Genomic DNA, 22,252 nt, shown 5'->3' with positions numbered 1-22,252 from the left:
GAAATCAGACCAGAGGGATCGTGAAGCGCGCGATCACCGGCTTCGTGTCCGGCCGCACACCGCGCCACCACTCGAAGGCCTCGGCCGCCTGTTCCACCAGCATGCCCACGCCGTCGGCCAGCTGCGTCACACCAGCGGCCTGTGCCTGTTTCAGGAACGGTGTGAGGCCCTTGCCGTAGACCAGGTCGTAAGCCAGGGCGCCGGGCGCGAACACGCCCGCGGGCAGCGGCAACTCGTCTTTGGAGAGGCCGGTGGACGTGGCGTTGAGGACCACGTCGAAGGCCTCGCCAGCGAGTTCGTCGTAGCCGCCGGTCTGCAGCGCCGTGTGGGCCGCAAAGTCGGCCTTGAGGCCGTGGGCCTTGGCAGCGGTGCGGTTGGCAATCGCGATGACCGCGGGCTTCTGCGCCGCGATCGGCAGGATGGCGCCGCGCGTGGCACCGCCCGCGCCGCAGATCAACACCCGTTTGCCCGCCAGCGACACGCCCAGGTTGTGCTGGATGTCGTTGACCAGGCCCAGGCCGTCGAAGTTCTGCGCCCAGATGCGGCCGCCCTCGAACTTGAGCGCATTGACCGCGCCCGCCAGGCGGGCCGATTCCATCGGGTCGGTGGCGATCTCGAAGGCCTGCAGCTTGAAGGGGATGGTGACGTTCATGCCCCGGCCGCCGTTGGCGATGAAGGCCTGGACCGTGGCCTTGAAGCCGTCGAGCGGGCCTTCGATGGCGGTGTATTCGATGTCCTGGCCGGTGGCCTGCGCGAAGGCGCCGTGGATCAGGGGGGACTTGCTGTGGCCAATGGGGTTGCCGATGACGGCGTAGCGGTCGGTCATGGTGCGGGGCGCGGGAGGAAACAGGGGCTTTGGAAAGGCAGCCTGCGATTGTCGCGCATGGGGGCTACCATGCCCCGATGACCAAGACCCTCAAGATCGATTTCGTCTCCGATGTGTCCTGCCCCTGGTGTGCGATCGGCCTGGCCGGCCTGGAGCGTGCGCTGGAGCGGGTGCAGCCGGACATCGCGGCCGAGCTGCACTTCCAGCCCTTCGAACTCAACCCGCAGATGGGCCCCGAAGGCGAGGACGTGGGCGAGCACCTGACCAGGAAGTACGGCAGCACGCCCGAGCAGCAGGCGCAGATCCGCGAGACCATCCGCCAGCGTGGCGCGGAGGCTGGTTTCAGCTTCAACAAGGACGGTCGCGGCCGCATCTGGAACACCTTCGACGCGCACCGCCTGCTGACCTGGGCCGAGGCGGAAGGTGAACCGGGCCAGCAGCTGGCCCTCAAGCGCGCGCTGATGGAGGCGCACCACGGCCGCGCCGAAAGCCCGGCCGACCCGGCGGTGCTGCTGGCGGCGGTGCAGCAGGCCGGGCTGGACGTGGACCGCGCGCAGCGGGTGCTGACCAGCGACGAGTTCGCCGACGAGGTGCGCGAGCGCGAGCAGTTCTACACCGGCCACGGCATCCACTCGGTGCCGGCGGTGATCGTCAACGACCGGCACCTGATCTCGGGCGGGCAACCGGCCGAGGCCTACGAACAGGCACTGCGGCAGATCGCCCAGGAGGCCTGATCAGCCGGTCTGCGCCGAGCGGTGGGTCCGGGCCTGCTCGGTGATGGCCGACCGGACCTCGGGCGCAAGCCGGTCCAGGTTCTTCATCTGCATGGCCATGCGCGGGTTCCGCCGCAGCACCGGCTCGTGCCGCATCAGAAAGTCCCAGTACAGCGTGGTGAAGGGGCAGGCCTTGGGTCCGGTGCTCTGGGCCGGGTCGTAGCGGCAGCCGCTGCAGTGGTTGCTCATGCGCTGGATGTACCTGCCCGTGGCCACATAGGGCTTGCTGCCCAGCAGGCCGCCGTCGCCGTACTGGCTCATGCCCAGGGTGTTGGGCAGTTCCACCCACTCCACCGCGTCCACGTACACGCTCAGGTACCACGCATGGACGGCCTGCGGCCGCACGCCCAGCAGCAGCGCGTAGAGCCCCGTGACCATGAGGCGCTGGATGTGGTGGGCGTAGCCGTGCGCCAGGGTCTGCGTGATCGCTTCGCGCAGGCAGGCCATCTCGGTCTCGCCGGTCCAGTACCAGGCGGGCAGCGGCGCCTGCGCCTCCAGCGCGTTGCGTTCCAGGTAGCCGGGCATCTGCGTCCAGTAGATGCCGCGCACGTACTCGCGCCAGCCCAGTATCTGGCGGACGAAGCCTTCCACCGCGGCCAGCGGTGCGTGGCCGTTGCGGTACGCCGCTTCGGCCGCGGCCACAACCTCGCGCGGGTTCAGCAGTTTGAGGTTGAGCGCGGCGCTCAGCTGCGAATGCCAGAGCCAGACCTCGCCGACCCACATCGCGTCTTCAAACTGTCCGAACAGCGGCAGGCGCTGCTCAATGAAGTTGTCCAGCGCGCGCAGGGCGTCGGCGCGGGTGACGGGCCAGGCAAAGCTGTCCAGTGATCCCGGGTGGTCGGCGAAGCGCAGGTTGACCAGTTCGATCACCTCGCGCGTGATCGCATCGGGCTCAACAAAGAACGGCGCCGGCACATTCTGCGGGCCGGTCTTGCCGAAGCTCTCCCGGTTGTCGGCGTCGAAGTTCCACTGGCCGCCCGCCGGCTGTTTGCCGTCCATCAGCACGCCGTGTTTCTGCCGCAGCGCGCGGTACCAGTATTCGAGGCGCAGCTGCTGGCGGCCTTTGGCGTGCGCGGCGAACTCGCGCACGGTGGAAAAGAAGTGCGTGTCGTCGCGCAGCTCAAGTGGCAGGCCAGCCTGCGCCGCCACGCCGCGCAGCGCCTGCAGCACGCGCCAGTCGCCCGGGGCGGTGAGGATCAATGCTTGCGGCTGCAGGTCGGTGATGGCCCGTTGCAGTTCACACGCCAGCGTGCCGGTGTTGTCCGCGTCCTGAAGCCGGGTGTAGCGCAGCGGCAGGCCGCGCTCGCACAGCCCGGCCGCGAAGTGCCGCATGGCACTCAGGAAGATCGCGATGCGCGGCTTGGCCGACCACACGTGGGTGGATTCTTCGGCCACCTCGGCCATCCACACCGTGTCCTGTGCGGGGTCGAAGCCGTCGAAGGCGGTGCTGCCGTGGTCCAGCTGGTCGCCTAGCACGATGACCAGGTGGCGGATCGGCTCAGCGGGCATCTCAGTCATTCGGTGGGGAAACGTTCCTGCGCGCCCGGCAGGCGTCGGAGCAGTACTTGACCTCGTCCCAGTTCTTCGCCCAGGCCTTGCGCCAGCTCATGGGCCGGCCGCAGACCACGCAGGGTTTGCTGGGCAGGTGGGCCTTGTTGCCTTTGAAGTCGTTTCGCACCCGGCGGTTCTATCGCAGCCGGCCTACTCCGCGCCGTGCGCGGGCTTTTGTGTCTTCAGGGCTGGGCGTCCAGAAACCGGCGAACCTCACGCATCGCAGCCTCTGGCTGGTCGTTGAACAGGGCGTGACCGGCATCGGGCAGGTTCACCAGCCGGGCGTTCCGGAAATGCCGCATGTGGCGCCGCTGCTGCGCCTCGCCCATGCGCGGGCTGCAGCCGCCGGTCATGAACAGCACCGGTCCGGCGAAGGCCTCGACGCCCCGGTGGAAGCTCAGGCGGGCGGCGAAGGCGGGGTCGTCGCCCATGCGGCCGATCATGGCGTCGTAGACCGCGCCGCCCGCGCGCCAGCCTTCCAGCGCCGGGACGCGGCCGTCGCAGGTGGCGCCGGCCTGGAACAGGGTCATCATCTGCCCGATCAGCCAGTCGCGCCGGGCATGCGGGTCGCCGCCGCTGTCGACCCGCCATTGCGAGAGCCAGGCCCGGGCCATGCCACCCACCACCGCCCAGCCGGGCCAGCCGCCGCCCATGGCGGCCTCCATCGTGTCCTTGTCCAGGAAACCCGGCTCGGCCAGCACCAAACGGCGCACCTTGTCAGGGTGGCGACCGGTGTAGGCCGAGGCCAGCATCGCGCCCCAGGAATGGCCCAGCAGGTCGATGGGACGGCCGGGGCTGACCTGGTTCACGATGGCGTCGAGGTCGTCCAGGTAGCCCTCGACGCTGATGGTCTCGGCCGGCACGCGCGGCGACAGGCCGCTGCCGCGCTGGTCGTAGAACACCACGCGACGCGTATCGGACAGGGCCTGCAGGCCCAGCAGGTAGCGGTAGTCGCCGCCCGGTCCGCCGTGCAGCACGATGAGCACCGGCTTGCCGGTGTCGCCAAACGACTCGGCGTGGAAGCGGTAACCGTTGGCGGTGAGCGAGGGCAGGGCCGGGTCCTGGTCGGTGGTGGCCGGCACGGTGATGGCGGCGGCGCGGGCGGCCAGGGCCAGAAGCAGCAGGCCGCTGAAAGTGGCGAGGGTTCGGAGCATGGTGGTGAGGGGTTGGACGGAATGCCAGAATCGTCGCCCACACCACCTGCCGGCGCGACAACAAATGTTATCGAGCACCACCGACGCTGACCGCCGCGCCGTCCTCGGGATCGCGGCCGGGTTCGCACCCGTCTCCGACGCCGACTTTGCACCGCTGCTGCAGGCGCTGGAGGGCCGCGACCTGGCGGCCGGCGAAGCGCTGCTGCACGCCGGGCAGGCCGATGCGCGCGAGTTCTTCGTGCTCTCGGGCCTGGTGCGGCTGAGCGTGGGCGACGCCCAGGGCCGCGAGGTGACGCTGGGCTTCTGCGCCGGGCCGTGCGTGCTGCCGCCTTCCATCACGCGCACCCGCGACGGCCGCTCGCGCATCGACGCGACCGCGCTGGAGCCGTCGCGCGTGGCGGGCTTCGACGCGGCGCTGCTGACGGCCACGATGCTGCGCCACCCGGCGGTGCAGCGCTGGGGCGATGCGGTGCTGCGCAGTGAACTGCTGCGCAAGGCCGACCGCGAGTGGCAGCTGGCTGCGCTGCCGGCTGCCGAACGGCTGGCCCTGTTGCGCGAGGCGATGCCGGGGCTGGAACAACGTGTGGCGCACCGGCTGATCGCCAGCTACCTGGGTGTGACGCCGGTGACGCTCAGCCGCCTGCGGCGGCAGCTCGGGACCTGAGGTGGGGCACAGGCTCAGGCCAGTGCCCGCGCGATCTTGCCGCGCTTGACCGTGGGCCGTGGCACCGGGCAGGGCAGGTGCTCGAACCAGCGGCGCACATCGTCGTCCACGCACAGGCCGTGCATGTAGTTGTAGATCGCCTTGCGCAGGCCCTGGCCCAGCACGTCGTGGTCCACGCCGGGCGGCATGGGCGTGGGGTCGGTGAAGCCGATGTCGTTCTTGGCGAAGCGCACCTCGGGCAGTGGGATCAGTTCGACGCCGTAGGCCGCCGGGTCCATGCCGACTGGCGAGTGCACCGTGCAACTGAATCGGTGGAAGAAGCCGCTCTGGATGCAGCCGTTCTCGAACAGCTGGCGCACGTATTCGAGCGCGTCCACGGTGTCCTGCAACGTCTGCGTCGGGAAACCGTACATCAGGTAGGCGTGCACGAGGATGCCGGCGTCGGTGAAGCCCTTGGTCACGCGCGCCACCTGCTCCACGCTCACGCCCTTTTTCATGAGGTTGAGCAGCCGGTCGCTGGCCACTTCCAGCCCGCCGCTCATGGCGATGCAGCCGCTTTGCGCCAGCAGTTCGCTCAGCTCGGGCGTGAAGGTTTTTTCAAAGCGGATGTTGCCCCACCAGCTGATCTGCAGATCACGGCGGATCAGCTCCTCGGCCAGGGCCTTGAGCGCCTTGGGCGGCGCGGCCTCGTCGACGAAGTGGAAGCCGGTCTGGCCGGTCTCGTTGACGATCTTCTCGATGCGGTCGGCCAGGGTGGACGCGGTCGCGGTTTCGTAGCGGCCGATGTAGTCCAGGCTCACGTCGCAGAAGCTGCACTTCTTCCAGTAGCAGCCGTGCGCCACGGTCAGCTTGTTCCAGCGCCCGTCGCTCCACAGCCGGTGCATGGGGTTGAGCATGTCCAGCAGGCTGAGGTAGCGGTCGATGGGCAGTCCGTCCCAGGTGGGCGTGCCCACGTCCTCGAACGGGATGTCGGGCTCGGCGAGGTTCACGTACTTCACCTCGCCGTTCTCGCGCAGGAAGGTGCGCTGCAGCCGCTGCTTGCCACGCTCGCCGCGCAGGTGCTCGATCAGCGACAGCACGGGCCGCTCGCCCGCGTCCAGCGTCACGTAGTCGACGAAGTCGAACACGCGCGGGTCTTTCAGCTCGCGCAGCTCGGTGTTGACGAAGCCGCCGCCCAGGCCGATGCGGATGTGCGGGTGCTGCGCCTTGATGGTCTGCGCGATGCGCAGGGCCGCGTACATGGCGCCCGGGAAGGGCACGGACAGCAGCACCAGCGTCGGCTGGTGGCGGCGGATGGCCGCCAGGGTCAGGTCGTGCAGCAGCTGGTCCACCAGGGTGGGCGCCGCGGCCAGCGCATTGGCCAGCGGGTCGAACGTGGGCTGGCTGCTGGCCAGTGATTCGGCGTAGCGCACGAACTCGAAGCGCTCGTCGGCCGCGTCGCGGATCACGTCCGACAGGTCGTTGAGGTAAAGCGTGCACAGGTGGCGCGCCTTGTCCTGCACGCCCAGCGCGCCGAAGGCCCAGCCGAGCGGGTCGCCGCTGCCGTCGTCGACGTAGTTGTCCAGCGCGGAAAAGCGCGGCCCCTCGGGCAGCAGGCCACGCGCGGCGATGCGGTATGCCAGGGTCGAATCACGGCCCTGCAGGTAGGCGATCACCGGGCCGATGGTGGCGCGGTAGGCCTCGAACTGGTCGAGGAAGCTGTGCACGCTGGCCGTGCGCTGCGCCTCCGGCTGGGCCAGCGCACAACCGCGCAGCGCCTCCAGACCGGCCGGCGTGAACAGCCGCAGCACGAGGGCCAGCGCCAGGTCTTCTTGCACCGCGTCGATGCCGCGCGAGCGCAGGAAGCCGGTGAGGTAGGCGGTGGAGGGGTAGGGCGTGTTGAGCTGCGTCATCGGCGGGATGAGGCTCAGCACGCGGAAGGCGGCTGCGGTCATCCCCCGATTGTGCCGACAAGGGGCGGTCCGGCGGGCGTGGGGGTCAACACTCCACGATGTTCACGGCCAGCCCGCCGCGCGCCGTTTCCTTGTACTTCGTCTTCATGTCCGCCCCCGTCTCGCGCATGGTCTTGATGACCTTGTCCAGGCTGACGTGGTGCGTGCCGTCGCCGCGCAGCGCCATGCGCGCGGCGTTGATGGCCTTGACCGAGGCGATGGCGTTGCGCTCGATGCAGGGGATCTGCACCAGGCCGCCGACCGGGTCGCAGGTCAGGCCCAGGTGGTGTTCCATACCGATCTCGGCCGCGTTCTCCACCTGCTCGGGCGTGCCGCCGAGCACGGCGCACAGCGCACCGGCGGCCATGGAGCAGGCCACGCCCACCTCGCCCTGGCAGCCGACCTCGGCGCCGCTGATGCTGGCGTTTTCCTTGTAGAGGATGCCGATGGCGGCGGCGGTGAGCAGGAAGTCCACCACGCCGTCGTCGCTGGCGCCCGGCACGAAGCGCCGGTAGTAGTGCAGCACCGCGGGCACGATGCCGGCCGCGCCGTTGGTGGGCGCCGTGACCACGCGGCCACCCGCGGCGTTTTCCTCGTTCACCGCGAGCGCGTAGAGGTTGACCCAGTCGAGCACGGCCAGCGGGTCGGTCAGTGCTTTCTCGGGGTGGCCGGTCAGGTCGCGAAACAGCGCGGGCGCGCGGCGGCGCACCTTGAAGCCGCCGGGCAGCACGCCGTCGGTGGCGCAGCCGCGCTGCACACAGGCCTGCATCACGTCCCAGATGCGCAGCAGTCCGGTGCGCACTTCCTCGTCGTTCCGCCAGTGGCGCTCGTTGCTGCGCATCACGCCCGCGATGGACAGGCCGTGTTCGCGGCAGCGCTGCAGCAGCTCGTCGCCGGTGCGAAACGGGATCGGCAGTTGTGTGATGTCGGGTGCGATCACCTTCTGCCGCTGGCCGTCGGCCATGACCTCCTCGCTCACCACGAAGCCGCCGCCCACCGAATAGAACGTGCGCTCGGACAGCACCGCGCCCGCCGCGTTCCAGGCCGTCAGGCGCATGCCGTTGGCGTGCAGCGGCAGGGCCTGGCGGTGCAGGGTCAGGTCCTCGCGGTCGGCCCAGGCGATGGTGTGCGTGCCCATGAGCGCAATGCGGCCCTGTTCGCGGATCGCGCGCACGGTGGGCTCGACCGATTCGATGGGCACCGACTCCGGCTCGTGCCCGCACAGCCCGAGCAGCACCGCCTTGTCGCTGCCGTGGCCGCGGCCGGTGGCCCCCAGCGAGCCGTACAGCCCCACCTGCACCCGCGCCACCGCGGGCAGCAGGCCAGCGGTCTCCAACCCGTGCGCGAACAGGCGCGCCGCGCGCATCGGGCCGACGGTGTGCGAGCTGCTGGGCCCGATGCCGATCTTGAACAGGTCGAACGCGGAGACGGCCATGGCGGTTCCTTGGTGGTCAGACGGCGGGTGCGGGCATCACCACGCGGGTGTGGCGCCGCTGCTCCTGCCACTGTGCCACGTGGCCGGCCAGCTGGTGCGCGGTGATGGCCGAGAGCGTCCAGCCCAGGTGGCCGTGGCCGGTGTTGTAGAACACGTTGGGCAGGCGGCCGGGGCCGACGCGGGGCAGCATGTCCGGCATCATGGGCCGCAGGCCGGCCCAGGGCTCGACGCGGCGCGTGCTCACGCCCGGGAAGCACTGGTTGACCCAGTCCACCAGCGGCTTGATGCGGTCGGCGCGGATGTCGCGGTTGAAGCCGTTGAACTCGGCCGTGCCGGCGACGCGGAAGCGGTCCACGCCCAGGCGGCTGGTGACCAGCTTGGTCTCGTCGTCCAGCAGGCTCACATTCGGCGCGGCGGCCTGGCTCTGTTCGTCGTTCAGCATCACGGTGATGGAGTAGCCCTTGACCGGGTAGACGTTGAGGCGATCGCCCAGTTGGGCGCCGATGGCGCGGCTGTGCACGCCGGCGCAGACCACCACCGCATCCGCGCTCACCACCTCGCCGTCCGCCAGCGTGACGTGGGCGGTCTGGCCCGTGCTCTGCACGCGGGCCACCGCGCGGCCCGTCAGCAGGCGAACGCCACGGCGTTCGCAGGCCAGGCTCATGCCGTGGGTGTACTTGTGGATGTCGCCGGTGCTGTCGCTCTCGGTGTAGTAGCCGCCGTAGTAGTCGCCGGCCAGGGTGGGCTCGATGGCGCGCATCTCGTCGAGGGTGACGGCGCGGCGCGGCAGGCCGCCTTCGGCCAGCAGCTTGCTCACTTCGCCCGCGTGGTCGAAGCCGGCCTTGTCGCGGTAGATGTGCAGGATGCCCTGCTGCTTCAGGTCGAAGTCGATGCCCTCGGCCTGCGCCCAGCCGAACAGGTGCTCGCGCGCGGCAATTGCCAGCTTGGCAGTGGCGATGGTGTTCTCGCGGTACTTGGGGATGGCGGCCGCGAACTCGGCGAACCAGGACAGCTTGTGCCAGCTCGGCTTGGGGTTGACGAGCAGCGGCGCGTCGGCCTTGAGCATCCACTTGATGCCCTTGAGCAGGGTGGAGGGGTGGGTCCAGGTTTCGGCGTTGGAGGCCGACAGCTGGCCGCCGTTGGCGTGGCTGGTTTCCATGCCCGCGTAGCGGTGCTGTTCGATCAGGGTGACGTCGTGACCTTCGCGGGACAGGGCGTAGGCGCTGGTGACGCCGGTGATGCCGCCGCCGATGACGATGAGCTGTGCCATGGGGTTTCTCTCGATAGCCGTCAAACAGGGATGGGCACGACCCGCACACCGTGTGCGGGCCATGACCCCCTCTGTTTGTGACCTGAGAGATTCACCCGCCATTCCGGCGGGCTTGCTCCTGCGGTGGGCCGGGGGACGAATCCCGGCCGCTCTTCAGAGTGTTGCGCTGAGCGCGCGCTGAACACTGATCGGTCCTTTTGCCTGAGAGTTTCCGGGGCGGTTGCTCCTTCGGCGCCGGTTCCCCTGTGGGGCCGGTCTCTCCCGATCAGCGGAAGAAGGCGCTTATTGTGCCTGCAGGCCGATGGATTTGACGATGGCCCTGAACTGTTGGGTGCCATCGGCATACGCCTTGTCGGCCTCGGCCAGGGTCTGCGGCTTGGGCAGCAGCTGGCTGTTGGCTTCCAGCGCGGCGTGCACGGCCGGGTCGCCCAGCGTGCCGGTGATGGCCTTGTGCAGTGCGGCCACCACAGGTTCGGGCGTGTCCCGCTTGACGAAGTAGCCGGTCCAGATCCTGAACGTGAAGTCCTTGAGCTGCTTGCTCTCGCTGATCGCCGGGTACTGCTTCACGCTCTCCAGCCGCTCGCCATTCAGCATGGCCAGCACCTTCACGCGGCCCTGCTTCTGCATCTCGTCGTACTTCTTGCCATAGGGCGCAAGGAAGAAGTCCACCTGGCCGGCCATCAGGTCCTGCTCGGCCGGCGCGGCGCCCTTGTAGGGCACGTGGACCATAGGGATGCCGGTGACCTTGGACAGGTGCTCGCCCAGCAGGTGGTAGAACGAACCGGGGCCGACGCTGGCGAAGGTCAGCGGCTTGCCGTCCTTGGCGGCCTTGCGGGCGTGCTCCACGAACTCGTCCACGCTGTTCACCGGCAGGTCTTTCTTGGCGAGGAAGGCGATCTGGGCGGTGGCGATCATCTGCACCAGGCGGAAGTCTTCGCTCTTGAACTTGATCGACGAAATCGCCAGCGGCGCCAGGATCAGCTCGTTGGGCGAGCCCTGGAAGATGGTGTAGCCGTCGCTCGGTCCGTTGAGCACCTTGGCCGCGGCGATGGAGCCGCTGGCCCCGCCGAGGTTTTCCACGATCACCGGCTGGCCCAGCTGCTTGCCCAGGGTGTTGTTGACCGAGCGCGCGATCACGTCCGACAGGCCGCCGGCGGGGTAGGGCACCATCAGCGTGACCGGCTTGGACGGGAAGGTCTGGGCGGCGGCGGTGCCGGCCAAGCCGAGGGTGGCCAGCGCGGCGGCGGCCAGAGCCAAGTGGATGCGGATGCGGGCGTTCATGGTGTTGTCTCCTGTTGTGGTTCTCAAGGGGTGGGGGAAAGCAGGTCCTGCACCAGCGCGATCCAGTAGGCCGCGCCGGGGGCGATGTTCAGGTCGTTGAAGTCGTAAGCCGGGTTGTGCACCATGCACGCGCCGGGCTCGCCATCGGCGCCGTTGCCGATGAAGAGGTAGCTGCCCGGCACGCGTTCGAGCATGAAAGCGAAGTCCTCGCTGCCGCTGACCATCGGGCCCTGCGGGTTGATCTGTTCCGCGGGGAAGTGCTTGCGCGCCACTGCCAGCGCGCGGGCGGTCTGCTCTGCGTCGTTGACCAGCACCGAATAGCCGGGCCGCCAGGCGATCTCGGCACGCACGCCGAAGCTCTGCGCCTGCAGCTGCACCAGTTCGCGGATGCGCTGCTCCACACTGCGCCGCACCTGCGGGTCCAGCGTGCGCACGCTGATCTCCAGCCGCGCCTCGGCCGGGATCACATTGTTGGCCTCGCCCGCATGGATCGCGCCCACGGTGACCACGGCCGGCTGCAGCGGGTCGACGTGGCGCGAGACCACGGTCTGCAGCGCCATCACCAGCGAGGCCGCGGCCACCACCACGTCGGTCGCCTTGTGCGGCATGGCGCCGTGGCCGCCGTGGCCGTGCAGGGTGACGGTGGCGTAGTCGGACGAGGCCATGGCCGGGCCGCTGCGGAACACCAGCTGGCCCTGCGGGATGCCCGGCATGTTGTGCATGGCGAAGATGGCGTCGCAGGGGAAGCGCTGGAACAGGCCGTCCTCCATCATCTTGAGCGCACCACCACCGCCTTCTTCGGCCGGCTGGAAGATGAGGTTCAGCGTGCCGTCGAAGCGGCCATGCTGCGCCAGGTGGTGCGCGGCGGCCAGCAGCATGGCGGTGTGGCCGTCGTGGCCGCAGGCGTGCATCACGCCGTGCTCGCAGCTGGCCCAGGCCGCGCCGGTGGCCTCGGCGATCGGCAGGGCGTCCATGTCGGCGCGCAGGCCGAGGGTTCGGTTCGATGTTCCGCGCTTCAGTTGCCCGACCACGCCGGTGCCGCCCAGGCCAGTGGTGACCTCGTAGCCCCAGGCGCCCAGCTGGGCCGCCACCAGCGCGGCGGTGCGGCGCTCGCTGAAGGCCAGCTCGGGGTGGCGGTGGATGTCGCGGCGGACGGCGATGAACTGTTCGACGGCGGCGTCACTGAGGCGATCCATGCAAAGCACTCCTGAAACATGAACTTTGTTGCATGTTAGGAAGCGCCTGAATTAAAGTCCAATGCATTGATGTGCAACGATCCATGACTTTTGATGGAGATTGGGGATGACCCTTGTGCAGCTGAAGCACTTTGTGGTGCTGGCGGAGGCAGGATCGTTCGTGCAGGCGTCCAAGGTGCTCTACCTGACGCAGCCCGCGCTGACGCGCAGCATCCAGGGGCTGGAGGACGAGCTGGGCGGCCGCCTGTTCGACCGGCTGGGCCGGCGCATCGCGCTCACCCCTTTCGGCCAGGAGGCGCTGCAGCGCGCGCGCCGGCTGGTGGCCGATGCCGAAGCGCTCAGGCAGACCGGCAAGGGTCTGCATGCGGGTCTGATCGGCACATTGCGCATTGGCCTGAGTTCGGGGCCGGGTGCGCTGCTGTCGGTGCCGCTGATGCTGCACATGGGTGAGCACCACCCCAGGCTGCAGCTGCAGATCTCGCGCGGCAACACCAGCGTGCTGGTCGACGCGCTGCGCGAGCAGCAGCTGGACGCCGCCGTGCTGGACGTGCGCTCGGTGCGGCCTGCGGCCGACCTGGCCGTCGCGCAGGTGTTCGAACTGGCGGCGGGCTTCCTGGTGCGGCCGGACCACCCGCTGGTGCAGCTCGGGCGGCCGGCCACCATCGGGGACGTGCTGGCCTATCCCATCGCCTCCACGCCGCTGAGCGACGAGGTGGCGCGCATCCTGATCGGGCGCTACGGCCCGCAGGCCAACCCGGACGACATGGTGACCCTGCGCAGCGACGAAACGCTGACCATCGTCGAGGTGGCGCGCCAGAGCCAGGCCATCGTGCTGACCGCCCACGCCGCCGCCCGGGGCCTGGTGCCGCTGCGCCTGTCGCCCGCGCTGGACGCCACCGCGCGCTTCGGCCTGGTCACGCTCAGTCAGCGGCAGGAGGCGCCCGCGCTGCGCATCCTGCGCGAGTGGCTGGGCCGCTGGGTGGTCCAGAATGGGGCCGCATGAAACTCACGGCTTTGCTGATCGCGATCGAGGTGGGCGGCACGGTGGCCTTCGCCATGTCCGGGCTGATTGAGGCCATGCGCAAGCGCATGGACGTGGTGGGTGTGTTCTCGGTCGCCTTCGTCGCCGCCTTCGGCGGCGGCACGGTGCGCGACCTGCTGCTCGACCGCCGGCCGCTGTTCTGGGTCGAGCACGAGGCCTACCTCTGGCTGGTGTTCGCCATGGTGATCAGCGCGCCCTGGTGGCTCAAGGCCGTGCTCAAGGACGCTGGCGTGCGGCTGATGGAATGGGCCGACGCCTTCGGCCTCGGGCTGTTCGCGATCTCGGGCACCAGCATCGCCGTGGCGGCGGGCATGTCGCCGGGCGTGAGCGTGCTGATGGGCACCACCACCGCCATCGTGGGTGGCGTGGCGCGCGACGTGCTGTGCAACGAGGTGCCCAAGGTGTACCAGGACCACCGGCCCTATGCGCTGTGTGCGGTGGCGGGCAGCCTGGCCTACATCGGGCTGGTTGTTGTGCTGGGCCTGGGTTCCGAGCTGGCGAGCCTGGCGGGCATCGCCGTGGCCACCGGCAGCCGCCTGCTGGCCGTCGCCTTCGACTGGCAGCTGCCCGGCTGGCGCCTGCCGCAGAAATGACAACGCCGGTGAGGGCGAACCCCACCGGCGTTGATGGTCATGAGGCCTGACGTTCAGGCCAGTTCGCTGACGGGCACGCAGCTGCAGAACAGGTTGCGGTCGCCGTAGACGTTGTCCACCCGGCCCACCGACGGCCAGTACTTGGTGTTGAGCGCGGCGCCCTGGGCGGCCACCGCCACTTCGCGGGAGTAGGGGTGCGGCCACTCGCCCTTGAGCACGCTGGCCGCGGTGTGCGGCGCGTTCTTCAGCGGGTTGTCGTCCTGCGGCCACTCGCCCTTTTCCACGCGGCGGATTTCCTCGCGGATCGCGATCATCGCGTCGATGAAGCGGTCCAGTTCCTCGCGCGTCTCGCTCTCGGTGGGCTCGACCATCAGCGTGTTGGCCACCGGGAAGCTCAGCGTGGGCGCGTGGAAGCCGTAGTCCATCAGCCGCTTGGCCACGTCCTCTGCCATCACGCCGCAGGTCTCCTTGAAGCCGCGCAGGTCCAGGATGCACTCGTGCGCCACATGGCCGTTGGCCGAGGCGTAGAGCGTGGGGTAGTGGTCGGCCAGGCGCTTGCTGATGTAGTTGGCCGACAGGATGGCCGCCTCGGTCGCGTGCTTCAGACCATCGGCGCCCATCATGCGGATGTACATCCAGCTGATCGGCAGCACGGCGGCGTTGCCCAGCGGGGCCGCGCTGACCGCGCCCACGGCATGTTCCGAAGCGGGCGAGCCACACACGCCACCGGGTTCCGCGCCACGGCCATGGCCGGGCAGGAAGGGCACGAGGTCTTCCACCACGCAGACCGGGCCGACGCCCGGGCCGCCACCGCCGTGCGGGATGCAGAAGGTCTTGTGCAGGTTCAGGTGGCTCACGTCGCCGCCGAACTCGCCCGGCGCGGCCACGCCGACCAGCGCGTTCATGTTGGCGCCGTCCAGGTACACGCGGCCGCCGTGCTGGTGCACCAGGGCGCAGAGTTCCTTGACCGTGGTCTCGAACACGCCGTGCGTGCTGGGATAGGTGATCATCACCGCGGCCAGGTTCGCGCTGTGCTGTTCGCACTTGGCCTTCAGGTCGGCCATGTCCACGTTGCCGTTCTCGTCGCACCTGGTCACCACCACCTGCAGGCCCACCATCTGGGCGGAGGCCGGGTTGGTGCCGTGGGCCGACGAGGGGATCAGGCAGATGTTGCGGTGGCTTTCGCCGCGCGAGGCGTGGAAGGCCTGGATGGCCAGCAGGCCGGCGTATTCGCCCTGCGAACCGGCGTTGGGCTGCAGGCTGATGCCGGCATAGCCCGTGGCCTGGCAGAGCCAGGCGCGCAGCTGTTCGTCGAGCTCCTGGTAGCCCGCCAACTGATCGGCCGGGGCGAAGGGGTGCACGCCCGCAAACTCCGGCCAGGTGATGGGGATCATCTCGCTGGTGGCGTTGAGCTTCATGGTGCAGGAGCCCAGCGGGATCATGCTGCGGTCCAGCGCCAGGTCCTTGTCGGACAGCGCGCGGATGTAGCGCAGCATGCCGGTTTCGCTGTGGTGGCTGTCGAACACCGGGTGCGTGAGGTAGGCGCTGGTGCGGCGCAGTTCGGCCGGAATGAGTGGCTCCACGCCCTTCTCGAAGGCGTCGAACGAGGGCAGGGCCTGACCGTCGGCGGCGAAGGCCGACCACAGCAGGGCGATGTCGTCGCGCGTGGTGGTTTCGTCCAGCGACATGCTGACGTACTGGCCCCAGGACAGGCGCAGGTTGGCGCCTTTGGACAGTGCCTTGGCGACGATGGCTTTCGCCTGGGCAGCGTCGGCGGCCTTGACGGTCAGCGTGTCGAAGGCCGATTCGCTGGTCAGCGTGTGGCCCAGCTGCTGCAGGCCGGCGGCCAGCACGGCGGTGTAGGCGGCCACGCGCTGCGCGATGCGCTTGAGCCCCTGCGGGCCGTGGTAGACCGCGTACATGCTGGCGACGACGGCCGGCAGCACCTGCGCCGTGCAGATGTTGGAGGTGGCCTTCTCGCGGCGGATGTGCTGCTCGCGCGTCTGCAGCGCCAGGCGGTAGGCCGGGTTGCCGTGGGTGTCCACGCTCACGCCGACCAGGCGGCCGGGCAGCGAGCGCTTGTACTCGTCGCGGCAGGCCATGTAGGCGGCGTGCGGGCCGCCCGCACCCATGGGCATACCGAAGCGCTGGGTGGTGCCGACCACGATGTCGGCGTCGAACTCGCCCGGCGGCACCAGCAGGGTCAGCGCCAGCAGGTCGGCCGCCACGATGAAGGCGGCCTGCTTGCCGTGCACCGTCTGCACGTCGGCGCGCAGGTCGTCGATGCGGCCGCTGGTGGACGGGTACTGCGCCAGCACGGCGAAGTAGTCGTCGCCCTTCAGCGCCTCTGTCCACTCGGTGGCGGAGTTCGCCAGCTTCACGGTCAGGCCCAGCGGCCTGGCGCGGGTCTGGATCACCTCGATGGTCTGCGGGTGCGCGTCACCGGCCACCACGATGGTGTGGCCCTTGGCCTTGACCGAGCGCTTGGCCAGGGTCATGGCTTCGGCGGCGGCGGTGGCCTCGTCCAGCATGGACGCGTTGGCGATCGCCATGCCGGTCAGGTCGGTGACCATGGTCTGGAAGTTGACCAGCGCCTCCATGCGGCCCTGCGAGATCTCGGCCTGGTAGGGCGTGTAGGCGGTGTACCAGGCGGGGTTTTCGAGGATGTTGCGCAGGATGACGCCCGGCGTGTGGGTGCCGTAGTAGCCCTGTCCGATGAAGCTCTTGAAGACCTTGTTCTTGGCCGCGATGGCCTTGAGTTCGGCCAGCGCTGCGGCCTCGGTGGCGGCGGGCGGCAGGTCCATGCCGGTGCTGCGCGCGATGCTGCGCGGCACGATGGAGTCGATCAGCGCGCGGCGCGAGGCCTCGCCGATGACCGACAGCATGTGGGCTTCATCGGCTTCGCTGATGCCGATGTGGCGGGCGATGAACTCGCTGGCGTTTTCGAGTTCACCCAGGGGTTTGACGGACGGCATCAGCATGGCGGCAGGCTCCGGGCAGCAGGGGATCAGGCGTTGGCCGAGAAGGCGGTGTAGGCGGTCTCGTCCAGCAGGGCGTCCAGCTGCGACGCGTCCGAGAGCTTGACCTTGAAGAACCAGCCGGCGCCCAGCGGGTCGCTGTTGGCCAGGGACGGGTCGGCGCGCAGGGCCTCGTTCACCTCGGTGACTTCGCCGCTGACGGGCATGTACACATCGGCCGCGGCCTTGACGGACTCGACCACGCCGGCCACGTCCTTCTGGGCAAAGGTCTTGCCCACTTCGGGCAGGTCGACGAACACCACGTCGCCCAGCGCGTCCTGCGCATGGTGGGTGATGCCGACGGTGGCGATGCCGCCATCAACGGTGATCCATTCGTGGTCTTCGGTGTACTTGGTGGTCATGGTGGGCTCCGGTGAAAAGATGAAACAGGTGGAAGGGATCAGCCGCGGTAGTAGCGGTTGGGCACAAAAGGCATGGGCGCGACCTCCATCGGCACGGCCTTGCCGCGCACCAGGGCGTTCACGCGCGTTCCGGCGGCGGCGAATTCGGGGGTGACATAGCCCATGGCGACCGGCTTGTCGGCGCTGGGGCCGAGCAGGCCGCTGGTGACTTCGCCGATCTTCGCGCCGTCCAGGCTCTGCAACTCGACGTGCTCGCGCACCGGCACGCGCTCCAGCGCCACCAGGCCCACGCGCTTGCGCGTCAGGGGCCGGGTGCCGTCCAGCTGGGCCAGCACCACATCGGCGCCGGGGAAGCCGCCGGCGCGCTCGCCACCGGTGCGGCGCACCTTCTGCATGGCCCAGTTCAGCGCGGCCTCGACCGGCGTGGTCGTGGTGTCGATGTCGTTGCCGTAGAGGCACAGGCCGGCTTCCAGGCGCAGCGAATTGCGCGCACCCAGGCCGATGGGCTTGACCTCGGGCTGCGCGAGCAGGGCGCGGGCGAAGGCGTCGGCGCTGGCGGCGGGCACCGAGATCTCGAAGCCGTCTTCGCCGGTGTAGCCGCTGCGGGTCACGTAGAGGTCGGCACCGTTCCAGGTGAACCCGTGGCCGGTCATGAACACCAGGTTCTCGACGCCGGGCAGCAGGCGCTGCAGCGCGCTCACGGCCACCGGTCCCTGCAGGGCCAGCAGGGCGCGGTCGAACTGCGGGGTGACGGTGCAGCGGCTGCCGATGCGGGCCTGGATGTGGGCCAGATCGCCGTGCTTGCAGGCGCCGTTGACGATCACGTAGAGGTGGTCGCCGCGGTTGACGAACATCAGGTCGTCGATGATGCCGCCCTGGTCGTTGAGCAGCAGACCGTAGCGCTGCTTGTTCAGGCCCAGGCCGATCACGTCGACCGGCATCAGGCTCTCGAATGCGGCCGCCGCATCGGGGCCGGACAGCAGCAGCTGGCCCATGTGGGACACGTCGAACAGGCCGGCCGAGCGGCGCGTGTGGTGGTGCTCGGCCATCAGGCCTTCGGGGTACTGCACCGGCATGGAATAGCCGGCGAAGGGCACCATGCGCGCACCGAGTTCGAGGTGCAGGGCGTTCAGCGGGGTCTGGAGCAGGGCGGTGGATTCGGCAGGAGCGGACACGGGCGGACCTCGGTGGTGGGGGCAGATGCCATGGCACGGGGCCACGGCGACGACACGGTGCATCCGTGAGCTGCCCCCTCTGTCCGCTTTACCTGAGAGATTCGCGCGGGCGATGCCGCACTTGCTCCTTCGGTGGATGGCCGCCAGGGCCACCTCTCTCCAGTGGGGGACACCGGCCTTGCGGCTGGTGGTCATCAGTCCTTTTGCCTGAGCGTTCAGGGCCGTTGCAACGACCGCCTGCGCCTTCGGCGGCTCCACGGGGGAGCGCTCTCCTGATCGCGCGAGTTTACCGGAATCGACCGCCCGGGCGGTCATCGTCCGGGCTCAGATGCTGTTTTCCAGCAGGCCGGCCGGCAGCAGTTTGGCCAGGCGCTCGCTGATGCCGTCCGCGCGTTCGCTGCCCGCCAGGGCCTCCACGTCGGCGATCAGGGCACGGCCCACGGCCAGCATGGCCTCGGGGTCGCGCGCCTCGCGCAGGGCGTCCCGGTAGCGGTTGGCCAGTGCCTTGTCGCGTGGCGCGAACAGTCGCTCGCTCAGGTCGAACAGGAACATGCGCGCGGAGGCCAGCGAGCGGGTGCCAGCGAACTGCTCGCCGTGCGACGCGGGTGTCTGGGGCTGCGGTGGCGACTCCGGCGCGGGCGACAGGCCGGCGCCGGACGCCTGCCGCACCAGATAGCCCTGGGCCAGTAGCAGGTCGATCAGGCGGCGGCCATCGCCCTGGAACAGCCCGGCCATCTTTGATTCGCTCTGCTGGCCATCGGCCACCAGGAGCAGGGCGCGCTCCCGCTGTCCCAGGCTGCGGTGGCCCGGGCGCAGTTCAAGGCGACCTTTTTCGGTCTTGATCAGCATGGTTCACTCCAACGACAAGCGGGCACTGTGCCGCTGTTTCATGTCGTTGTCGTGAAACGCCTGCAGGATGAGGGGGGTCAGCCGACCATCCGCTCGGGGCCGGGGGGATGCTGCCGGCGCCGCCAGCGCAGCCACAGCGTGCGCACCACCAGCACCAGCGCCAGCAGCATCATCGGATGGGCCGGTGACGAGTAGCGCGGGATGTTGTGGCTGAGGAAGGCGTAGAACACCAGCAGGCCCACGGGCAGCACGGTCACCGCGACCCACTGCGCGTGCCGCCGGAACAGGCCGTAGCAGAACACGCCGAACAGGGCCACGCCAGCGAACAGGTTGAGCAGCTCGCCGATGGCGTCCTGCGTCGCGATGGACACCAGCGGCACCTCGACCTTCTTGAAGCTCCAGAAACCGTGCCAGAAGAAGGCGGCCGTCATGGCCACATGGCGCCAGGGGCGCTCCTTGAGCATGGCCATGGCCTCGCGCTTCATCTCGTCGCCGACGGCCTGGTCGGGGAAGGGGTGGCCCTGGTCGCGCTTGCGGAACACCCGCTGGTTGTATTGCGCCGCCAGGTTGTAGTGGAAGCTGATGGCTTGTTCTGGAGTGCCTGCATAGGCGGCGCGGCGGTCGGACTCCCAGAAGGTGGAGAGGTGGCGGTTGATGCGCTGCCAGCGGCCGCCGCGCTCGAAGTCGCCCGGCCTCTCACCCAGGTGGGTGCCGGCCACGGCGCGCCGGTACAGCGTGGGGCTGTGGTCGTAGACCAGGCCGAGCACCTCTTCGTTGCTCATGTTGTTCATGTGGGCACGGCCCCAGAGGATCAGGCCGCCGCGCTCGTTGATGCGGAAGTTGTCGAAGTGCACGTAGTTGCGCGCCAGCCAGGGCGAGAGGGTGAGCAGAAACGCGAACCCCATCACCAGCCCACACACGATCACCTGCGAGAAGGCAAACCGGTCGGGACGCCGGGCGATCAGCAGGGCCGCCATCAGCAGCGGCACGGCAACGACCCCGATGTAGGCGAACGCGGCCTTGCCCAGGGCCAGCAGACCCATCAGCATGCCCGACCCGAAGAACCAGCCCAGCGACTGCTGCTGCACCGCCCGCAGCAGGCCGTAGGTTCCCCAGATCATGAGCGTGGCGGTGGAGAGCTCGGTGTAGAGCGTGTCGATGTAGGTGCCGCCATGGAAGAAGATCTGGAAGCTCAGGCCGGTGGCCACGGCACCCGCCAGGTTGCTGCCGCCCAGCCGCCGCGCCAGCGCCCAGATGCCCGCGAGGCCAAGGAACACCCACAGCAGGTTGCTCAGCTTGATGGTGCGCGTAAGGTCGCCGGAGCGGAAGTCGGCCATGGGCCGGTCCACAGCGTCCGGCACGGCCAGCTTCAGGTGCAGCGCCACCACCAGCGGGTCCAGAGGTTCGCGGAAGTTGGTGGGCCGGGGGTTGGGGCTGCTGTTGTTGTCCAGCGAAAAGGTGCCGTGCTTGAACAGGTTCACGGCCATCAGCATGTTCTGGATGCCGTCGCCGACGATCGGGTCGCTGGAAATGCGGTCCGAGGCCTTCCAGGTCAGACCCAGGCAGACCACCAGCGGGAGCAGCCAGCCGCGGGCCACGGTCTGCCACAGGGCCTGGTGCCACCGCGGGCGCTCGCGGCGCATCCAGCCCAGGGCCAGTTCCGCGGCCAGCCACACCAGGCCGGCGACCAAGGCCGTTCCCAGCGCCACCGGCCAGATCTGGCGCGTGGGCGGGCTGATCACCTGCCTGGGCAACCGGTACACGAAGTGGGGGTCGGCGCCGGTGACCTGGAAGCGGATCATCTCGGGCTCCACCGCCAACACGGAAAGGTCGCTCATGCCCTGGATGGCCTCGCGCAGGGCGGGGCCCTGCAGGGTGAGCAGGCCCCAGCGGCTTCTGAGTTCCAGCGCGCCGAAGTCCACCCGGCCGGGCATGGTGGTCGGGTCCATGCGCACCTGTGTCACCTTGCGCAGCGTGTTCACATTGATCGTGTGGCGCTGCCACTCGCCCGCCCGCGTCGAGCGGGTGTAGTTCAACCGCTCGCTGAAGTTGCCGAGGTCGTCGGCCAGGTAGAGCTGGTAGGGGCCGGGGCGCTCGACCCGCAGGTCAAAGACGATCTGCAGATCGCGGCTGAGCCGGGCCTGCAGGAAGACCAGGAGGATGGCAAGAAAGGCGACGGCCAGCGACCGGAGGGCCACTTTGCGCGGGGATTGACCTGTTGGCTCGCTGGTGAGCGCCTGATGCATGCAAGACCACCCGTTTTGTTTGTTGTGTCCCCTGGCGGTGCCTGCCGGCCCGGTCCGGGATCTGCTCTGGCGCCCTTCGGAGCGTGGGGTCTGCCGAGGAGATACAAAACTTAAGGATGATAAGTTGGGTCACTTAAGCGACGTTTACGAACCCTGGGGCCTGGGCACCCCGGAAGGGGGAGATGTTGCGCTGCAGAAACAGGCGATGCGCCGGGCGCAGTGCACGCGCCCGGCGGTCACACAAACTGGCTGCTGGGCTCGTCCCAGGTCACCCGGCGCCGTGCGCGGTGGGCCGAGGCTTCGATGCGGCGGGCGTTGGGTTCGTCGGTCTGTGCAATCCAGGCCAGCGCCTGCTCGCGCGTGCGGCCGAACCGCATGTGGCGCGCGGCCAGCCGCTCCAGCCGCAGATCCGGAGGTACGTCGAGGTACCAGGCCTCGTCGAGCAGGTCTGCGACGGGTGCCCAGGCCGGGTCGTCGTCCAGCAGCAGGTAGTTGCCTTCGGTGATGACCAGTGGCGTGGCGGCGAACACGGGCAGGGCGCCGGCCACAGGTTCTTCGATCTCGCGCCGGAAATCGGGCGCGTACACCGTCTCGTCGGCGACCTGCTGGCGCAAGCGACGCAGCAGGGCGGCGTAGCCGGCGGCGTCGAAGGTGTCCGGCGCGCCCTTGCGCTGCGCGCGGCCCAGCCGTTCCAGTTCGATCTGCGCCAGGTGGTAGCCGTCCATGGGCACGGCCTGGGCGCGCTCGCCCAGCGCCTGCGCCATCAGCGCCGCCAGGGTGGACTTGCCCGCGCCAGGCGGGCCGACCACGCCCAGCAGCCGGCGGGGGCCAGCGGCCAGGGCATGAAGTTGCTCGATCAGGTCGGGGTGCAGTCGGGGAGCGGTCAT

At 69.4% G+C, this 22,252-nt stretch carries 19 protein-coding genes and 4 riboswitches; of the genes, 4 read left to right on the top strand and 15 right to left on the bottom strand.

The window, feature by feature from the left end; all coding sequences use genetic code 11:
- Window positions 1-4: 4 nt before the first annotated feature.
- On the bottom strand, window positions 5-826 hold the full coding sequence (gene aroE, locus DD542_RS08960; RefSeq protein WP_127805207.1) for a shikimate dehydrogenase: 822 nt from the start codon (window positions 824-826) through the stop codon (window positions 5-7).
- 77 nt (window positions 827-903) lie between these two features.
- Here aroE and DD542_RS08955 point away from each other — a divergent pair, with 77 nt between their 5' ends.
- On the top strand, window positions 904-1,560 hold the full coding sequence (locus DD542_RS08955; protein ID WP_066158243.1) for a DsbA family oxidoreductase: 657 nt from the start codon (window positions 904-906) through the stop codon (window positions 1,558-1,560).
- On the opposite strand, the gene DD542_RS08950 is transcribed toward DD542_RS08955, so the two are convergent.
- Genes DD542_RS08950 through DD542_RS08940 form a run of 3 tightly spaced genes read right to left on the bottom strand, consistent with a single transcriptional unit; the run spans window position 1,561 to window position 4,304 of the window.
- On the bottom strand, window positions 1,561-3,117 hold the full coding sequence (locus DD542_RS08950; RefSeq protein ID WP_206610784.1) for a cryptochrome/photolyase family protein: 1,557 nt from the start codon (window positions 3,115-3,117) through the stop codon (window positions 1,561-1,563). It lies immediately after the preceding gene.
- Window positions 3,110-3,277, bottom strand: a complete 168-nt coding sequence (locus DD542_RS08945) for a DUF2256 domain-containing protein (protein ID WP_127805203.1) — start codon at window positions 3,275-3,277, stop codon at window positions 3,110-3,112. The genes DD542_RS08950 and DD542_RS08945 overlap by 8 nt, the downstream gene beginning before the upstream one ends.
- 55 nt (window positions 3,278-3,332) lie before the next feature.
- Window positions 3,333-4,304 (bottom strand): alpha/beta hydrolase, encoded by a 972-nt coding sequence (locus DD542_RS08940; RefSeq protein ID WP_127805201.1) that lies wholly within the window; start codon window positions 4,302-4,304, stop codon window positions 3,333-3,335.
- 64 nt (window positions 4,305-4,368) lie between these two features.
- Here DD542_RS08940 and DD542_RS08935 point away from each other — a divergent pair, with 64 nt between their 5' ends.
- Window positions 4,369-4,968: a Crp/Fnr family transcriptional regulator gene (locus DD542_RS08935; protein WP_164868369.1), complete on the top strand. Its 600-nt coding sequence runs from the start codon at window positions 4,369-4,371 to the stop codon at window positions 4,966-4,968.
- Between the two features lie 14 nt (window positions 4,969-4,982).
- Here the strand turns inward: DD542_RS08935 and DD542_RS08930 are convergent, their stop codons facing one another.
- The 5 genes from DD542_RS08930 to DD542_RS08910 all read right to left on the bottom strand — a co-directional run bounded on the left by DD542_RS08930 (window position 4,983) and on the right by DD542_RS08910 (window position 12,081).
- Entirely contained in the window at window positions 4,983-6,902 is a 1,920-nt protein-coding gene (locus DD542_RS08930; protein ID WP_127805197.1) for a radical SAM protein, read from the bottom strand.
- A gap of 43 nt (window positions 6,903-6,945) precedes the next feature.
- A complete protein-coding gene (locus DD542_RS08925; RefSeq protein ID WP_127805195.1) occupies window positions 6,946-8,334 on the bottom strand; it encodes an L-serine ammonia-lyase in 1,389 nt (462 codons plus the stop codon).
- Window positions 8,335-8,350: 16 nt separating this feature from the next.
- On the bottom strand, window positions 8,351-9,604 hold the full coding sequence (locus DD542_RS08920; RefSeq protein ID WP_079367164.1) for a D-amino acid dehydrogenase: 1,254 nt from the start codon (window positions 9,602-9,604) through the stop codon (window positions 8,351-8,353).
- A gap of 61 nt (window positions 9,605-9,665) precedes the next feature.
- Window positions 9,666-9,771, bottom strand: a riboswitch (glycine riboswitch).
- Between the two features lie 12 nt (window positions 9,772-9,783).
- A riboswitch (glycine riboswitch) is annotated at window positions 9,784-9,878 on the bottom strand.
- An 8-nt stretch (window positions 9,879-9,886) separates the two neighbouring features.
- On the bottom strand, window positions 9,887-10,885 hold the full coding sequence (locus tag DD542_RS08915; RefSeq protein WP_066158259.1) for a tripartite tricarboxylate transporter substrate binding protein: 999 nt from the start codon (window positions 10,883-10,885) through the stop codon (window positions 9,887-9,889).
- A 23-nt stretch (window positions 10,886-10,908) separates the two neighbouring features.
- On the bottom strand, window positions 10,909-12,081 hold the full coding sequence (locus tag DD542_RS08910) for a M20 aminoacylase family protein (RefSeq protein ID WP_127805193.1): 1,173 nt from the start codon (window positions 12,079-12,081) through the stop codon (window positions 10,909-10,911).
- A gap of 106 nt (window positions 12,082-12,187) precedes the next feature.
- On the opposite strand from DD542_RS08910, the gene DD542_RS08905 reads away from it, so the two are divergent.
- Window positions 12,188-13,084, top strand: a complete 897-nt coding sequence (locus DD542_RS08905) for a LysR family transcriptional regulator (protein ID WP_066158263.1) — start codon at window positions 12,188-12,190, stop codon at window positions 13,082-13,084.
- Window positions 13,081-13,716, top strand: a complete 636-nt coding sequence (locus DD542_RS08900) for a trimeric intracellular cation channel family protein (protein WP_127805191.1) — start codon at window positions 13,081-13,083, stop codon at window positions 13,714-13,716. Before DD542_RS08905 ends, DD542_RS08900 begins: the two co-directional genes overlap by 4 nt.
- Window positions 13,717-13,769: 53 nt before the next feature.
- On the opposite strand, the gene gcvP is transcribed toward DD542_RS08900, so the two are convergent.
- The 6 genes from gcvP to DD542_RS08870 form a co-directional block, all read right to left on the bottom strand.
- Window positions 13,770-16,697, bottom strand: coding sequence for an aminomethyl-transferring glycine dehydrogenase (gcvP, locus tag DD542_RS08895; RefSeq protein ID WP_127805189.1), 2,928 nt, complete (start codon window positions 16,695-16,697; stop codon window positions 13,770-13,772).
- A gap of 26 nt (window positions 16,698-16,723) precedes the next feature.
- Entirely contained in the window at window positions 16,724-17,095 is a 372-nt protein-coding gene (gcvH, locus tag DD542_RS08890; RefSeq protein WP_066158268.1) for a glycine cleavage system protein GcvH, read from the bottom strand.
- 38 nt (window positions 17,096-17,133) lie between these two features.
- Window positions 17,134-18,270 (bottom strand): glycine cleavage system aminomethyltransferase GcvT, encoded by a 1,137-nt coding sequence (gene gcvT / locus DD542_RS08885; protein WP_241559732.1) that lies wholly within the window; start codon window positions 18,268-18,270, stop codon window positions 17,134-17,136.
- Window positions 18,271-18,339: 69 nt separating this feature from the next.
- Window positions 18,340-18,443, bottom strand: a riboswitch (glycine riboswitch).
- 12 nt (window positions 18,444-18,455) lie between these two features.
- Window positions 18,456-18,555: riboswitch (glycine riboswitch) on the bottom strand.
- Window positions 18,556-18,594: 39 nt separating this feature from the next.
- The gene (locus DD542_RS08880; protein WP_127805185.1) at window positions 18,595-19,119 is read right to left on the bottom strand and encodes a hypothetical protein; all 525 of its coding nucleotides are present in this window, start codon (window positions 19,117-19,119) and stop codon (window positions 18,595-18,597) included.
- Between the two features lie 77 nt (window positions 19,120-19,196).
- Complete coding sequence (locus DD542_RS08875; protein WP_127805183.1) at window positions 19,197-21,365, bottom strand: glycosyltransferase family 39 protein; 2,169 nt, start codon at window positions 21,363-21,365, stop codon at window positions 19,197-19,199.
- A gap of 236 nt (window positions 21,366-21,601) precedes the next feature.
- A complete protein-coding gene (locus DD542_RS08870; protein WP_127805181.1) occupies window positions 21,602-22,252 on the bottom strand; it encodes a nucleoside/nucleotide kinase family protein in 651 nt (216 codons plus the stop codon).

The sequence above is a fragment of the Hydrogenophaga sp. NH-16 genome, assembly GCF_004006415.1.
In the GTDB taxonomy this organism is placed as follows: domain Bacteria; phylum Pseudomonadota; class Gammaproteobacteria; order Burkholderiales; family Burkholderiaceae_C; genus Hydrogenophaga; species Hydrogenophaga pseudoflava.
This window is presented reverse-complemented; position numbering and strand designations above follow the sequence as displayed.

Excerpts from the sequence above, each read along its gene's own strand:
- aroE (WP_127805207.1), bottom strand. The coding sequence starts at position 826 with ATGACCGACCGCTACGCCGTCATCGGCAACCCCATTGGCCACAGCAAG.
- DD542_RS08955 (WP_066158243.1), top strand. The coding sequence starts at position 904 with ATGACCAAGACCCTCAAGATCGATTTCGTCTCCGATGTGTCCTGCCCC.
- DD542_RS08950 (WP_206610784.1), bottom strand. The coding sequence starts at position 3,117 with ATGACTGAGATGCCCGCTGAGCCGATCCGCCACCTGGTCATCGTGCTA.
- DD542_RS08940 (WP_127805201.1), bottom strand. The coding sequence starts at position 4,304 with ATGCTCCGAACCCTCGCCACTTTCAGCGGCCTGCTGCTTCTGGCCCTG.
- DD542_RS08935 (WP_164868369.1), top strand. The coding sequence starts at position 4,369 with ATGTTATCGAGCACCACCGACGCTGACCGCCGCGCCGTCCTCGGGATC.
- DD542_RS08930 (WP_127805197.1), bottom strand. The coding sequence starts at position 6,902 with ATGACCGCAGCCGCCTTCCGCGTGCTGAGCCTCATCCCGCCGATGACG.
- DD542_RS08925 (WP_127805195.1), bottom strand. The coding sequence starts at position 8,334 with ATGGCCGTCTCCGCGTTCGACCTGTTCAAGATCGGCATCGGGCCCAGC.
- DD542_RS08920 (WP_079367164.1), bottom strand. The coding sequence starts at position 9,604 with ATGGCACAGCTCATCGTCATCGGCGGCGGCATCACCGGCGTCACCAGC.
- DD542_RS08915 (WP_066158259.1), bottom strand. The coding sequence starts at position 10,885 with ATGAACGCCCGCATCCGCATCCACTTGGCTCTGGCCGCCGCCGCGCTG.
- DD542_RS08910 (WP_127805193.1), bottom strand. The coding sequence starts at position 12,081 with ATGGATCGCCTCAGTGACGCCGCCGTCGAACAGTTCATCGCCGTCCGC.
- DD542_RS08905 (WP_066158263.1), top strand. The coding sequence starts at position 12,188 with ATGACCCTTGTGCAGCTGAAGCACTTTGTGGTGCTGGCGGAGGCAGGA.
- DD542_RS08900 (WP_127805191.1), top strand. The coding sequence starts at position 13,081 with ATGAAACTCACGGCTTTGCTGATCGCGATCGAGGTGGGCGGCACGGTG.
- gcvP (WP_127805189.1), bottom strand. The coding sequence starts at position 16,697 with ATGCTGATGCCGTCCGTCAAACCCCTGGGTGAACTCGAAAACGCCAGC.
- gcvH (WP_066158268.1), bottom strand. The coding sequence starts at position 17,095 with ATGACCACCAAGTACACCGAAGACCACGAATGGATCACCGTTGATGGC.
- DD542_RS08880 (WP_127805185.1), bottom strand. The coding sequence starts at position 19,119 with ATGCTGATCAAGACCGAAAAAGGTCGCCTTGAACTGCGCCCGGGCCAC.
- DD542_RS08875 (WP_127805183.1), bottom strand. The coding sequence starts at position 21,365 with ATGCATCAGGCGCTCACCAGCGAGCCAACAGGTCAATCCCCGCGCAAA.
- DD542_RS08870 (WP_127805181.1), bottom strand. The coding sequence starts at position 22,252 with ATGACCGCTCCCCGACTGCACCCCGACCTGATCGAGCAACTTCATGCC.